Source organism: Photobacterium malacitanum (genome assembly GCF_900185615.1).
Classification (GTDB): domain Bacteria; phylum Pseudomonadota; class Gammaproteobacteria; order Enterobacterales; family Vibrionaceae; genus Photobacterium; species Photobacterium malacitanum.
Genome location: NZ_FYAK01000005.1, coordinates 217,414 through 233,212 on the forward strand (window position 1 = coordinate 217,414; position 15,799 = coordinate 233,212).

General features: G+C 41.9%; 8 protein-coding genes, 1 tRNA gene, 2 rRNA genes and 1 riboswitch. Of the genes, 5 read left to right on the forward strand and 6 right to left on the reverse strand.

Translation table 11 applies throughout. The features are described 5' to 3' along the window. The first annotated feature begins 171 nt into the window (after positions 1-171). From galU to PMAL9190_RS13320, 3 genes are all read left to right on the forward strand, one after another. Positions 172-1,038, forward strand: coding sequence for a UTP--glucose-1-phosphate uridylyltransferase GalU (galU, locus tag PMAL9190_RS13310; protein WP_065167076.1), 867 nt, complete (start codon positions 172-174; stop codon positions 1,036-1,038). A gap of 146 nt (positions 1,039-1,184) precedes the next feature. Further along, on the forward strand, positions 1,185-4,013 hold the full coding sequence (gene uvrA, locus PMAL9190_RS13315) for an excinuclease ABC subunit UvrA (protein WP_087845608.1): 2,829 nt from the start codon (positions 1,185-1,187) through the stop codon (positions 4,011-4,013). Between the two features lie 74 nt (positions 4,014-4,087). Next, positions 4,088-5,833 carry a PglL family O-oligosaccharyltransferase gene (locus PMAL9190_RS13320; protein ID WP_087845609.1) on the forward strand — a complete coding sequence of 582 codons (1,746 nt, stop codon included), beginning with the start codon at positions 4,088-4,090 and terminating at the stop codon, positions 5,831-5,833. Positions 5,834-5,886: 53 nt separating this feature from the next. Here PMAL9190_RS13320 and PMAL9190_RS13325 read toward each other — a convergent pair whose 3' ends face one another. After that, on the reverse strand, positions 5,887-7,005 hold the full coding sequence (locus tag PMAL9190_RS13325) for a pyridoxal-phosphate-dependent aminotransferase family protein (protein ID WP_087845610.1): 1,119 nt from the start codon (positions 7,003-7,005) through the stop codon (positions 5,887-5,889). A gap of 206 nt (positions 7,006-7,211) precedes the next feature. Then, a riboswitch (Lysine riboswitch) is annotated at positions 7,212-7,393 on the forward strand. 107 nt (positions 7,394-7,500) lie between these two features. Between PMAL9190_RS13325 and lysC the strand changes: the two genes are divergently transcribed. Continuing rightward, the gene (gene lysC, locus PMAL9190_RS13330; RefSeq protein WP_159458398.1) at positions 7,501-8,874 is read left to right on the forward strand and encodes a lysine-sensitive aspartokinase 3; all 1,374 of its coding nucleotides are present in this window, start codon (positions 7,501-7,503) and stop codon (positions 8,872-8,874) included. A gap of 79 nt (positions 8,875-8,953) precedes the next feature. Here the strand turns inward: lysC and metH are convergent, their stop codons facing one another. Next, a complete protein-coding gene (gene metH, locus PMAL9190_RS13335) occupies positions 8,954-12,622 on the reverse strand; it encodes a methionine synthase (protein WP_087845611.1) in 3,669 nt (1,222 codons plus the stop codon). 181 nt (positions 12,623-12,803) lie between these two features. Here metH and PMAL9190_RS13340 point away from each other — a divergent pair, with 181 nt between their 5' ends. Next, complete coding sequence (locus tag PMAL9190_RS13340) at positions 12,804-14,087, forward strand: cation:proton antiporter (protein WP_087845612.1); 1,284 nt, start codon at positions 12,804-12,806, stop codon at positions 14,085-14,087. A gap of 55 nt (positions 14,088-14,142) precedes the next feature. Here the strand turns inward: PMAL9190_RS13340 and metA are convergent, their stop codons facing one another. From metA to rrf (PMAL9190_RS13360), 4 genes are all read right to left on the reverse strand, one after another. Then, positions 14,143-15,084 carry a homoserine O-acetyltransferase MetA gene (gene metA, locus PMAL9190_RS13345; protein ID WP_087845613.1) on the reverse strand — a complete coding sequence of 314 codons (942 nt, stop codon included), beginning with the start codon at positions 15,082-15,084 and terminating at the stop codon, positions 14,143-14,145. 203 nt (positions 15,085-15,287) lie between these two features. After that, positions 15,288-15,403, reverse strand: a 5S ribosomal RNA gene (rrf, locus tag PMAL9190_RS13350). 7 nt (positions 15,404-15,410) lie between these two features. After that, positions 15,411-15,486 (reverse strand) — tRNA-Thr (locus PMAL9190_RS13355). A 46-nt stretch (positions 15,487-15,532) separates the two neighbouring features. Continuing rightward, positions 15,533-15,648: ribosomal RNA gene (rrf, locus tag PMAL9190_RS13360) — 5S ribosomal RNA — on the reverse strand. Positions 15,649-15,799 lie beyond the last annotated feature (151 nt).

Here is a 15,799-nt window from a genome sequence, read left to right on the forward strand (position 1 = left end):
ATAACAACGATGATATTAAGTTGATTTATTGTTTAAAATCTCTAACATTACGATGCGATTAGGAATTAACAAAACAATAATAACTATTGTTTTGTTAATTCTCACTAACGAAATTAGCGGTAAGATTTCAATCTACGCTCATAATTAATTACATAAAATCTAGGAAACACTATGATCAAGAAATGTCTATTTCCAGCAGCGGGCTACGGTACACGATTTCTTCCAGCAACGAAGTCAATGCCAAAAGAGATGATGCCAATCGTAAACAAGCCTTTGATTGAGTACGGTGTTGAGGAAGCGATTGAAGCTGGCATGAACGGTATGTGTATCGTTACTGGTCGTGGTAAAAACACCTTAATGGATCACTTTGATAAAAATTACGAGCTAGAGCACCAAATCAGCGGTACGAATAAAGAAGAACTATTATTTGATATCCGTCGCGTAATTGATTCAGCTCACTTCACTTACATTCGTCAAGGTGAAATGAAAGGTTTAGGCCATGCAATCCTTATGGGTCGTGAGCTAGTAGGTAACGAACCTTTTGCTGTAGTACTTGCCGATGACCTTTGTGTCAACGAAGAGCAAGGTGTACTGGCTCAAATGGCTGCACTTTACAAGCAATTCCGTTGTTCTATCGTTGCTGTTGAAGAAGTACCAGAAGAAGATACCCATAAATACGGTGTGATCGCAGGCCAAATGATTCGTGATGATCTATTCCGTGTTGATAACATGGTAGAGAAGCCTGAACCAGGTACAGCGCCAAGCAACCTAGCAATTATCGGTCGTTACATTCTAACCCCTGATATTTTTGATATCATCGAAGAAACAGAACCAGGTAAAGGCGGCGAAATCCAAATTACTGACGCCCTACTAAAACAAGCACAATCTGGTTGTGTACTTGCATTTAAATTTAAAGGTAAGCGTTTTGACTGTGGTAGCGTTGATGGTTACATTGAAGCGACAAACTACTGCTACGAAAACATTTATAAGAAAGACGAATCTTCAAAGCTAGCTAAACAACAAACTAGCAAGAAGTAAGTAAACCAAACATATAAAAAATCCCGCTTTTTAGAGCGGGATTTTTTTTATTCGTGCTACTGTGTTTTTATTCAGTATCTTTTGCTCATTAAAAGCGGCTATGAAATACTAGTCACTTACAATCTAGCAAAAGAATAGTGATTGGTATGGATTACATCGAAGTACAGGGTGCCCGCACTCATAATCTTAAAAACATCAATATTTCCATTCCTCGCGACAAGCTCGTTGTTATCACGGGCTTATCAGGTTCGGGAAAGTCATCATTAGCATTTGATACTTTATATGCTGAAGGTCAACGCCGCTATGTCGAATCACTATCGGCTTATGCTCGCCAATTTCTATCATTAATGGAAAAGCCCGATGTTGATCACATTGAAGGCTTATCGCCTGCAATTTCTATTGAGCAAAAATCAACGTCGCATAACCCGCGCTCAACCGTTGGCACCATTACTGAAATTTATGACTATTTACGCTTGCTCTATGCGCGCGTAGGTGAACCTCGCTGCCCCATTCATAACGCCCCTCTGGCTGCCCAAACTGTCAGTCAAATGGTTGATCAAGTATTGACTATGGATGAAGGTAGCAAGCTTATGCTGCTGGCTCCGATCGTCAAAGATCGCAAAGGTGAGCATGTAAAAACCCTCGCTAACCTTGCTGCTCAAGGTTATATTCGCGCTCGTATCGATGGTGATGTGTGTGATCTTTCAGATCCACCAACATTAGAACTTCATAAAAAGCATACGATTGAAGTCGTGGTCGATCGGTTTAAAGTCCGTGACGATCTACAATTGCGTTTAGCTGAATCATTTGAAACCGCGCTTGAGCTTTCAGGTGGCACAGTTATCATTGCACCAATGACTGTCGGTGACACAACTGAGCAGGTTTTTTCAGCTAACTTTGCTTGCCCACATTGTGGTTATAGTATGCAAGAGCTAGAGCCGCGATTGTTCTCATTCAATAACCCAGCTGGCGCATGCGGCACCTGTGATGGCTTAGGAGTACAACAGTACTTTGATCCTGAGCGAGTGGTACAAAATGGAGAACTGAGTTTAGCCGGTGGCGCTATTCGCGGCTGGGATAAGCGTAATTTTTACTATTTCCAAATGCTCAAATCATTAGCTGAACATTTTAAATTTGATGTTGAATCCCCATTCGATACTCTGCCAAAAAAAGTAAAAACCTTGATCCTTTCAGGCTCAGGTACGACGGATATTGAATTTAAATACATTAATGATCGCGGTGACATTACCGTTCGTCGTCACCCTTTTGAAGGCATTTTAAATAATATGGAGCGCCGTTATCACGAAACAGAATCTAATTCTGTCCGTGAAGAACTGGCTAAGTTTGTCTCGACCAAACCTTGCGCTAGCTGCCATGGTTCGCGTTTACGCCAAGAAGCACGGCATGTGTTTATTGGTGAAACTAACCTGCCCCACATCTGTGAAATGAGTATCAACGACGCCTTTATTTTCTTTGATCAATTGGCATTAACCGGTCAACGAGCACAAATTGCGGCCAAAATTTTAAAAGAAATTAATGAACGTTTAAGTTTCTTGATCAATGTGGGGCTTAATTATCTCAGCCTATCACGTAGTGCTGATACCCTTTCAGGTGGCGAAGCACAGCGGATCCGTTTAGCGAGTCAAATTGGTGCCGGTTTAATGGGGGTGATGTATGTGCTTGATGAGCCATCAATTGGTCTTCATCAACGAGATAATGAACGTCTACTCAAAACCCTGATCCACCTACGTGATCTTGGTAATACAGTGATCGTGGTAGAGCATGATGAAGATGCTATTCGCGCTGCTGATTATGTGATTGATATCGGTCCTGGTGCTGGTGTTCATGGTGGCGAAATTATTGCCGAAGGTACTGTTAAAGATATTTTAAAATCAAAAAAATCACTAACAGGCCAGTATCTTAGCGGTAAAAAATCCATTGCCATTCCTGAGCAACGAGTGCCATTTGACGCCACAAAAACCGTCAAGCTTATTGGTGCTAGTGGTAATAACCTTAAAGATGTTAACCTCGAGATCCCCGTCGGATTACTGACTTGTGTCACCGGGGTTTCTGGATCAGGTAAGTCGACCTTGATCAATGACACCTTCTTTAAAATTGCCCACCAGCGACTCAATGGTGCAACCACTGGCATGCCTGCACCTTATCAAGACATTGAGAATTTAGAACATTTTGACAAAGTGATCGATATTGATCAAAGCCCAATTGGACGCACGCCACGCTCTAACCCTGCTACCTATACTGGTATTTTCACGCCTATTCGTGAATTATTTGCAGGTACTCAAGAGTCTCGTTCACGCGGTTATAAAGCAGGTCGATTTAGCTTCAATGTTCGTGGCGGTCGCTGTGAAGCTTGCCAAGGTGATGGCGTTATCAAAGTAGAAATGCACTTTTTACCTGATGTCTATGTGCCTTGTGATGCTTGTAAAGGTAAACGCTATAACCGTGAAACGCTGGAAGTCAGTTACAAAGGCAAGAGTATTGATGAAGTATTACAACTGACGGTTGAAGATGCCCATCAATTTTTTGAACCCGTTCCAGCAATTGCACGAAAATTAAAGACATTAATTGATGTCGGCTTATCGTATATTCGTCTTGGCCAAGCAGCGACAACCTTATCCGGTGGTGAAGCACAACGGGTTAAACTGGCTAAAGAGTTATCTAAGCGCGATACCGGAAAAACATTATATATTTTAGATGAGCCCACCACTGGCTTGCATTTTCACGATATTCAACAATTACTTACCGTATTACATCAGCTACGTGATCGCGGTAATACCATTGTCGTTATCGAACATAATCTAGATGTAGTCAAAACAGCGGATTGGGTCATCGATCTTGGACCAGAAGGCGGTAATGGTGGCGGTGAAATTATCGCAACAGGTACTCCAGAACACGTGGCACTAGTGACTGGTTCTCATACAGCAAGGTTTCTTAAGCCATTACTTAGTCGTTAATTGTAAAACGTAATTAGGCCCAACAAGCAGGTTGACTTAGGTCAGCCTGTTTGCTTTTTCACTCAGGACTCACCATGACAGTGTTACAACTTCAAGGTACGAAATTAGAACAGAAACGGATTTCTAAGCCATTACCTTTAGTACGTTTTTTCTTAGCCAGTATTGGCTTATTGTTTATTATTGCGATGCATTACTTTCAGCATAATCCTGGTGGTTCTGGGCTTGAGTTGTCGTTTAATGCTGCTGCCTGGATTCCATTTAGCTTTGCCATTAGCTGTGGCTTATTAGAAATCTGCCGTCAAAAAGTTTGGCGCTATTCTCGTATGACGCTGATTTTATTTAGTTGTTGCGTGTTACTGTCATTACCGGTGTTTTACACTAATGCTAATGGCTTTGCTGTATTAAACCGCTTACTCGCTCTTTGGAGCGGTTTTTTATTTTTTATCAGCCTTCAGCAATTTGTTTTTACTCATAGCCAACGTCAACGCTTACTGTGGTTTATTACTATTGCGGTATTAATTGAAGCGGCATTTGGCTGGTACCAATTTTTATGGCTTGATGCCAATAATAGCTTTGGCTATGACATCATCGCTAATCGACCTTATGGTATTTTTCAACAACCCAATGTGATGGCAAGTTTCTTAGCCACAGGATTGGTTATTGCCGCCTATTTATTGGCTCGTTTACCGCGTTATCGTGGTAAATGGGCTTGGCAACATCTGATTTTATTAGCAGTACCGGTATTAACGATTCCACTGCTAGTGGTGCTTAATTCACGTACAGGCTGGTTAGGTGCGATTATCGGCTCATTATTGATGCTGCCTTACTTGCATCGTTTTGCCGCAAGATATCAACAACGCATGTGGGGCTTAGTATTATTGTTAGGCATGGCATTAGCATGGCAAATTAGTACTACAACAGACAGCTCTTTTTCGCAGGATGTTCGCATCACATTAGATAGTCCGCGAGAAATACATATCCCACAAGCTTATGAAATGTTTACCACTAAACCGTTAACAGGCTATGGCTATGGTAACTTTGAAGCCACATACATTACTCAAACCGCATTATGGCATCAACGTGATCCGTCACAGCAGCACGCAGGGGTTCCAAGTTTAGATCACCCCCATAATGAATTACTTTATTGGGCTGCAGAAGGTGGCATCGTACCGTTACTCGGGCTCATTATAGCGGCTGTAGCTGTACTTATTGGCATTAAAAAAGCCCCTAATGGCACCCAATTAGCGTTAGTCGGGTTGTTTTTCCCTATCGTATTACACACGCAATTAGAATATCCGTTTTATCATTCACTTGCCCATTGGATCATTTTTATTATTCTGATCTTTTGGATTGATAACCTCACAACCAAATACCATCGCTATCAAACTCAATACATCCTAGCACTGAAAGTGAGCGCAATCGCCTTACCTATCATGATCACTAGCTTTATGATCACGACCTTATATTCAGGTTGGCTACTGACAAAGTTTGAAACTACCCGTCCGGTTGATATCAACTATTTGGTCAAAGTGAATAATCCATGGGCATGGCAACATCGGTTTGAATGGGATTTACACCTCACCCAATTACAACTAGGGATCGCAACAGATAAACCCGAACTGGTTGCAGATTATGTACGGTGGGCAAACCAAAAAGCTCAAACATGGCCACGACCAGCTTTATATCAAAACCTCGTATTGGCCTATTATAATCAAGGCCAAACCGCGCAAGCTGAGCAAGTGATGATTGAGGCACAACAATTATTTCCAGGCCTCACAATGCCTAGTGCCGCCACAGCAACAGTTCCACCACAAAAATAATCTAGTGACCATCAATGGTAACCAAAATTACCATTGATGGTTCATTTGCAGCGTTATTTCAAAGTGCTTTCAAGTGCTTTAAGACACAAGGCGACATTCTCGTTGCGTGCGGTGTAGCCCATCAATCCAATCCGCCATGCCTTACCGGCTAATGTGCCTAACCCCGCACCAATTTCAAGATTATAACGCTCCAATAAGGTTGATCTGACTGTGGCATCATCAACCCCTTCAGGAATATAAACCGCATTAAGCTGTGGTAATCGATATGCTTCTTCAACCACAAATCGAATCCCTAATGCTTCTAATCCAGTCTTTAATTCAATATGGGCTCGTTGATGACGCAGCCACGCTTGCTCTAAACCTTCATTGTGTAACAGCACTAACGCTTCATGCAGTGCATATAAACTGTTGACTGGCGCGGTATGGTGATAACTACGCTTCCCTTCACCACTCCAATAACCCAAGACTAAACTTTGATCCAAAAACCAACTTTGCACTGCTGTTTTACGCTGTTGAATTTTAGCGATCGCTTTTTCAGAAAAGGTCAATGGTGATAACCCCGGCACACACGATAAACATTTTTGACTACCAGAATAAACCGCATCAAGTTGCCACTCATCCACCAGCAAAGGTACACCACCTAATGAGGTCACCGCGTCAACAATGGTTAAACATTGATGTTTACGAGCAATTTCTGCGATTGTTTTGGCATCACTCAATGCACCAGTTGAGGTTTCTGCATGCACAAATGCAACGACTTTAATCTCAGGATCTGCTTGTAATGCTTGCTCAACCAGGACAGGAGATACTGGTTCACCCCAAGCATTATCAACCATGATAGCGACACCACCACAGCGTTCAACGTTCTCCCGCATACGATCGCCAAATACGCCATTGCGACAAACTAATACCTTATCACCGGCTTCAACCAAATTAACAAAACACGCTTCCATACCAGCACTCCCGGGGGCTGAGACTGCAATGGTAAAGCTATTATTGGTTTGAAAAGCGTATTGTAATAACAGCTTAAGTTCATCCATCATTTTGATAAATAACGGATCGAGGTGGCCAATTGTCGGTCGGCTCAATGCTTGTAAAACTTGCGGATAAATATCGGAAGGTCCCGGCCCCATAAGAACTCGTCGCGGGGGCATAAAACTGGTGATAGACATAGATTCAACTCCATTAAATCATGATTATTATCAATAAGGTGATGGCTCAATAGTGGTTATTAGAGAGTATTAGAGCAACACCAAAGCCGCAAGTAACAACCTAAAATCCTGCTAGCTACGCATACTTTTTGTTAACCATCGAGAAATTATCATTTAACAATTGACAACTACGACGCATTTCCTATTCAATAACAACAGTGTTTATTCACTACAGAAGAGGTGCGTTACCCAGGTATTAATATTGTAGGGCCCAACCCTGACACAATATTAAGAGGGGGAGTAACGCCGAGATACAAGGTGTTTGGGGCGCAGTGTATCGGCCATGAAAGTTGAATCTTTCAGGCTGTCATCTAAGTCAGGTTGACTATGATGGGGAGCTTCTGGGTAGCCGCACCTCGCGTTACTGCCTATTACCTCCTCGACAATGGACGTCGGGAATTCTTCCGAAGTAAAGAACCTATCTTGCAGCATTTACGATCAAGGGAGAACACCGTAATGAGCATTATTCCAGCACCAACTACAGATCCACTCATTGTGGCTAAATTTGGTGGCACCAGTGTCGCCGATTACGCTGCAATGTGCCGCAGCGCCAATATCGTTATCGCCAATCCAAACACTAAAATTGTGTTAATTAGTGCTTGCTCTGGCGTGACGAATTTACTGGTTGAATTAGCCACAGGTATCAGTGATAACGTCTTGCGCCAACAGCATTTGCAACAATTGACGACAATTCATCAGCAAATCATTAATCAGTTACAGCAGCCACAGACAGTTAGCGCTGCCATTGATACGTTATTAGATGATATTGCTTCTGCTGCTGCACAAGCGGCGATTAAACCGTCATCACAACTTACCGATCAATTAGTTAGTCATGGTGAGTTATTATCAACCCACTTATTTAATCAAATATTAATTGAACTGGGTGCTACTGCGGTTCGGTTTGATATTCGCAATGTGATGCGTACTGATGCTCAATTTGGCAAAGCGATTCCACAGCCTGAATGTATTCGTCAATTAGCTCAACAGCATCTGTTACCATTGTTAGCAACTCAAGTAGTGGTTTCACAAGGTTTTATAGGCAGTGATGACCAAGGTAATACCACCACTCTTGGTCGAGGAGGCAGTGATTACAGCGCCGCCTTAATCGCAGAAGCCGTTGATGCTAGCACTCTAGAAATCTGGACCGATGTACCAGGCATGTACACCACCGATCCACGCATTACTGCTGCAGCCAAACCGATTAAAGAAATCAGCTTTAGTGAAGCCTCTGAAATGGCCAACTTTGGCGCCAAAATTCTCCACCCATCGACACTAGTTCCTGCAGTAAGACAGCAGATCCCTGTTTTTGTCGGCTCATCAAAAGCCCCTCAGCAAGGGGGAACATGGATTCGAAAAACCGTAGATCAAGCACCGCTCTTTCGCGCATTAGCACTGCGAGGTAATCAAACCATGGTGACGTTAACCAGTCTTAATATGTTTCATGCTTACGGCTTTCTCGCTGAAGTGTTTCGTATTTTGGCTGAGCATAAAATATCAGTCGATTTAATTACCACTTCCGAAGTTAGCGTTTCATTAACGCTCGATCAAACAGATACAGGTGGCGGAGCACCAACATTACCATTAGCTGCCGTTGAACAACTCAACCAATTGTGTCGAGTAGAGATTGAACAAGGGTTATCGTTAGTGGCCTTAATTGGCAATCGTATGAGTGACAGCAAAGGCTCAGCTAAACACATTTTTGGCGCCCTTGATGCTTATAACTTACGTCTCATTTGTTATGGCGCCAGCCCGCATAATCTGTGTTTCTTAGTTAATGAAACCGATGCAAAATCTGTGGTGAACACGCTTCATCAGCAATTATTAGAATAATCACCATTAGCACCAACAATAAAATACGCAAAAAAGGCGCAATGGTTGCGCCTTTTCTTATTTTAGCCTAATGACGATATTACAGGTTCGGTCCTAACCACTTTTCGGCTTCAATCAGATCCCAACCTTTACGATCAGCATAACTTGCCAACTGATCATGTTGGATCTGCGCAACAGCAAAATAACGCGCATCAGGGTGTGAGAAATACCACCCCGACACCGCAGCCCCTGGCCACATCGCATAACTTTCGGTCAAGGTCATACCGGTATTAGCCTCAACATCTAATAGCTGCCAAATTGCTCCTTTTTCAGTATGTTCAGGACAAGCAGCATAGCCTGGCGCCGGACGAATTCCCTGATACTTCTCACGGATCAAATCATCATTATTAAGATCTTCATCAGCAGCATAACCCCAGATCTGTTTACGCACCATTTGATGCATACATTCAGCAAAGGCTTCTGCTAATCGATCCGCCACCGCTTGTATCATGATCGCATTGTAATCATCTCCCTGCGCTTTAAATTGCTCTGCGATCTCATATTCACCAATTCCCCCCGTTACTGCAAATGCACCAATCCAATCGGCTTTAGCGCTGTCTTTAGGCGCAATATAATCAGATAAACAATAATTCGGACCTTTGGGCTTTTTGGTCTGTTGACGTAAACCATGCAATACCGTTAACACCTCTGTACGCGTTTCATCGCTATACACTTCAATATCATCACCAACATTGTTGGCCGGAAATAAGCCACAAACGCCATTTGCCTTAATCATGCCAGTTTTCTCGATCTCGTCTAAGATTTCGTTAGCATCATTAAATAATTTTGTCGCTTCTTCACCCACGACCTCATGACGAAGAATGGTTGGGTACTTGCCACTTAAGGACCACGTCATGAAAAATGGCGTCCAATCGATATACTTTCGAATTTCAGCCACAGGGAAATCAGTGAAAGTATGAACACCGATTTGTTTAGGTACTGGTGGAGTGTAATTGTGCCAATCAATATCCACCGCATTAGCACGGGCTTCTGCGAGAGTAATGGGGGCTGTTCGTGGTTTTTTTCGCGCATGTTGTTCACGCACCAGATCATATTCTTGACTTAAGCGTTCCACAAATGCCGGCTTTTGTTGCTCAGATAATAATGCAGAGCAAACACCGACAGCACGCGAAGCATTAGAAACATACACCACTGGCTGTTGATAATTTTGCTCAATTTTAACCGCTGTATGTGCTTTTGAGGTGGTAGCACCACCAATCAGTAATGGTATTTCAAACCCACGTCGCTGCATTTCTTTAGCTACATGAACCATTTCATCAAGCGAAGGAGTAATCAAACCACTTAAACCGATAATATCAACGTTTTGTTCTTGCGCGACCTGTAAAATTTTATCGCATGAAACCATCACACCTAAGTCAATGATCTCATAGTTATTACACTGTAATACTACCCCAACAATATTCTTACCAATATCGTGGACATCGCCTTTTACCGTTGCTAATAGAATTTTGCCATTGGTATATCCCGCTTTTTTTTCTGCGTTAATATAAGGCTCTAAATAGGCAACTGCTTGTTTCATCACTCGTGCAGATTTTACCACTTGAGGTAAGAACATTTTGCCTTCACCAAATAAGTCTCCAACCACATTCATCCCCGCCATTAATGGGCCTTCAATCACTTCTAATGGCTTGGTTGCATTAGTTCGAGCTAGTTCAGTGTCTTCTACAATAAACTCAGTAATACCTTTCACCAGCGCATGCTCTAAGCGCTTTTCAACTGGCCAACTACGCCACTCTTGTTGAGTACGATCTTCTTCAACGGCACCGCTATCACGATACTTAGCTGCAATATCAAGCAACCTATCGGTGCTATCATCACGTCGATTAAGTACCACATCTTCAACAGCATCGCGCAATTCATCAGACAGATCGTCATAAATCGCTAATTGACCCGCATTAACGATCCCCATATCCATGCCATTTTTAAAGCAGTAATATAAAAACACCGCATGGATTGCTTCTCGAACCGGATCATTTCCACGAAATGAAAACGACACGTTAGAAACTCCGCCAGACACCATCGCATGAGGTAACGTACGTTTGATATCTGCGACAGCCTCAATAAAGTCGACCGCATAGTTGTTGTGCTCTTCAATACCTGTTGCAACGGCAAAAATATTAGGATCAAAAATAATATCTTCTGGCGGAAAACCGATCTCATCAACCAGAATATGATAAGCATTGGTACAAATTTCAATTTTACGCTCACGAGTATCAGCCTGACCTTCCTCGTCAAATGCCATCACAATCACTGCGGCACCATAACGACGTAGCAGCTTAGCTTGAGCGATAAAATTAGCTTTACCTTCTTTGAGTGAAATAGAGTTAACGATCGGTTTACCCTGCACACATTTCAGCCCAGCTTCAATAATCTCCCACTTTGAAGAATCGACCATGATCGGTACTTTTGCGATATCGGGCTCTGTGGCACACAAATTAAGAAAACGAACCATTGCCGCTTTTGCATCCAACATGCCTTCATCCATGTTGATATCAATAATTTGTGCACCAGCTTCAACTTGCTGACGAGCAACGTCTAATGCTTCGTCATAAAGCTCATCTTTAATTAAGCGCTTAAAACGAGCCGAACCGGTAACATTAGTACGTTCGCCCACGTTAACAAATAAACTTTCAGCTTCAATAGTCAGTGGTTCTAAGCCAGATAGTCGACACGCAATATTAATTTCAGGCAAAGTCCTTGGCTTAATATTTTTAGTCACTTGATACATCTGTCGAATATGCTCCGGCGTTGTACCACAACAGCCGCCAACTAAATTTAAAAAGCCTTGCTGCGCCCACTCTTTAATATGTTCAGCCATTTCATCAGCTTCAAGATCATACTCACCAAACGCATTAGGTAAGCCAGCATTGGGGTGAGCGGAGACGGCACATTCAGATATACGTGATAGTTCCGCTACATATTGACGTAACTCATCAGGACCAAGCGCACAATTTAAACCAAAAGAAATCGGCTTCACATGACGTAAAGAATTATAAAAAGCTTCGGTAGTTTGACCAGAAAGGGTACGTCCAGATGCATCAGTGATAGTGCCTGAAATCATGATTGGTAATTCATAACCCAGCTCTTCAAAAACACCTGTTACCGCAAAAGCACAGGCCTTAGCATTCAAAGTATCAAAAATGGTTTCGATCAAAATAATATCGACCCCACCTTTAATTAATGCGTGGGTCGACTCACTGTAAGCTGTCACCAACTGATCAAAAGTAACATTACGAAAACCAGGATCATTCACATCAGGAGAGATTGAACAAGTACGATTAGTCGGACCTAACACACCAGCCACAAAACGCGGTTTTTCTGGCGTTTTAGCGGTCCATTCATCAGCTGCTTCACGAGCTAATTTTGCCGCGACGAAATTAATTTCGGCACTCAGAGTTTCCATCTCATAGTCAGCCATCGCAATGGTGGTGGCATTGAAGGTATTGGTTTCTAAAATATCCGCACCAGCTTCTAAATACTCAAGGTGGATATCTTTAATTAATTGCGGCTGGGTTAAAACTAATAGATCGTTATTACCTTTAAGATCAGCATGCCAATCACTAAAACGTTGGCCTCGATAATCTTGCTCATCCAGTTTATAACCCTGAATCATGGTGCCCATACCACCATCAATGATCAAAATTTGTTGTTCGAGTCGCTTATGCAGTACATCCTTGTTTTTTAACACTACATTATATCCTTATAATCCATTACAGCCTGATAACATCCTATCACAATTCAAATAGGAATCTAGACGTCTAAACAGATAGGGTGGCAAAATAAGTTAATTAACGGTAGCCATTACTAACTGATGGTTTTACTATCACAAACAATTAAATCTAATCAATAATTTAATCTAGAGGTTTCGCATGTCGGTTTACAACACCCTCTGCTTCCTAGCTGCAGCAGCAATGCTTATAGCTTTTATTAACAGTAAGATAGGCAAGATGCAAACCACCATTGCTATTACAGCTGGTTCATTGATCTTATCACTACTGATTATTTTTGCCGGCCATAATGGCTGGTTCCATCTCGAAGATATTGCTTCAACCCAAATGGGTAAAATCAACTTTGAAGACTTTTTGTTAAAAGGGATTTTAGGATTTTTGCTCTTTGCAGGTGGCTTAGGTATTAAATTACCGCACCTCAAAGAGCAAAAATGGGAAATCACGACACTAGCATTAGGCTCAACCCTGTTTTCAACCTTTTTCATTGGCTTTAGCTTATGGGGCATTTGTCAGTTACTGGGGATCCAGCTCGATCTAATTTATTGCTTACTGTTTGGCTCATTGATCTCACCAACCGATCCGATTGCTGTACTTGCTATCGTAAAAAAAATGAATGCACCACGTCGAATCTCGACCCAAATCGAAGGTGAGTCATTATTTAATGATGGTTTTGGTTTAGTTATCTTTGTAACTTTATTTACTATTGCCTTTGGTGATCAAACCCCGACAGTAATGAGTGTTAGCCAATTATTTTTACAAGAAGCCATTGGCGGTATTGTATATGGCTTCATTCTTGGCTTAATTTTCCATTACCTCATTAGTTCAACCAATGATCACTCAATGGAATTGCTATTGACGATTGGTATTCCAACTGCAGGTTATGCTTTTGCTGAAATTATTCACGTTTCAGGTCCATTAGCTATGGTGGTTTCGGGGATCATGATCGGTAACTGGACCCGCTATATTGGCTTCTCAAAAGAAAGTGAAGAGCACCTAGACCACTTCTGGGAACTTGTAGATGAATTCCTTAACGGTCTACTATTCTTATTAATCGGTATGACAATGCTCGAATTTAGTTTTCACCAAGAAGATTGGATTCTAATGGCAATCGCTATTCCGTTAGTATTATTAAGCCGCTACCTAAGCATCAAATTGCCTTACCTTGGTTTTAGCCGCTACCGTCAATATAATCCAATGTCAGTTAAAATTCTTACTTGGGGTGGTTTACGTGGTGGTCTAGCGCTAGCGATGGCGATGGCTGTACCTGCTGGAGTCATGGTTATTCCAGAAAAAGATATTGATGTAAGAGAGATAATTCTCGTAATGACTTATTCAGTAGTGGTGTTTTCAATCTTGATTCAAGGCTCTACGATCACCTCATTAATTGAAAAAGCCAAATTATGGGAAAATCAGAATAAACATTAATTTCTGATTCACCCTATAAATAATAACAAGGCCTGCTTACACGCAGGCCTTTTTATTAATCGTCTTTAGTAAAACTGGCTTCTGAGAAATGAGCCAAATCATAAGGTGTTTGTTGATAAACGCAATAATTAAGCCAATTACTAAATAATAAATGCCCATGACTACGCCAACTGGCAATAGGATCCCGATTAATATCATCTTCAGGATAATAGTTAACAGGAATTGCTGGCTCCATACCCTGCTCACAATCACGTATAAACTCATTATGCAATGTATCAACATCATACTCAGGATGACCGGTGACAAACACATTACGTTTATCTTTTGTCGCCGCTAAATAGACCCCAGCCTTGTCAGAGGTAGCCAAAATATCTAAGTCAGTATGTTTGCTAAGATAGTCAGCAGAGAAGTCAGCATAACGTGAATGCGGTGCAAAGAAGGTATCATCAAAGCCACGTAAAACAGGGTGATGGCAATCATGAATACGATGAAAGTAAACTCCAGAAAGCTTTTCTTTACGAGTACGCTTAGGTAAATCATACAACAACTTTAGCCCCGCTTGTGCCGCCCAGCAGACAAACAATGTTGAAGTCACATGATCTTTAGCCCAGTTCATGATTAACTGAATTTCTTCCCAATACAGTACATCTTCAAACTGTACCAATCCCAGTGGCGCTCCGGTCACAATCAAACCATCAAAATTACGATCTTTAACCATTTCAAATTGACGATAAAAAGTATCTAAATGTTCTTGAGGAGTATTTTTTGTTGGTCGGTTATCAATCCGTAATAACTCAACATCAACTTGTAATGGGCTATTTGATAACAATCGTAGAAATTGGGTTTCAGTTTCAATTTTCTTTGGCATCAAATTGAGTAATAACACTTTAAGCGGTCGAATTCCCTGACTGGCAGCACGTGCCTCTGTCATTACGAAGATATTCTCACTTCTTAAAATATCTGTAGCAGGTAAACGATCCGGTATTTTAATTGGCACTTTGGTTTTCTCCTTACCCCAAAATAGTTTTAGCCGTCTAGATACCCAGTTAAAACTATAGAAAAAACAATAATGGTGCAAGTAAAATAAAACGGTCTTAGCCAGCATTATATTGTGATTGAAATAAAGAAATGAAGAATGATGAGGAATGTTGATACGCTAGAAATGAAAAAACCCAGCCGAAGGCTGGGTTTTAAAGAGGTATTTAGCAATGTCCTACTCTCACATGGGGAGACCCCACACTACCATCGGCGCTACAACGTTTCACTTCTGAGTTCGGCATGGGATCAGGTGGTACCGCTGTGCTATGGTTGCTAAAAAATAAATGGTGCTAGTACCCAGAGTCGAACTGGGGACCTCACCCTTACCAAGGGTGCGCTCTACCAACTGAGCCATACCAGCACACAAAGCTGTTATGAATCTGCAAGTGCAAATTCTAAAATTTGAAGCCTGGCGATGTCCTACTCTCACATGGGGAGACCCCACACTACCATCGGCGCTATTACGTTTCACTGCTGAGTTCGGCATGGGATCAGGTGGGTCCATAACGCTATGGTCGCCAAGCAAATTTGGTTTATTTATCGCCGCTAGGCAATAAATAGCAATCTGGGAAAATCTAACTAGTTGTTCTCAACACGTCATTCAAGTGTTTGTAGAGTCCGTCTCTTCTCGTTTGAGAAGAAAAACCCCTTGGGTGTTGTATGGTTAAGCCTCA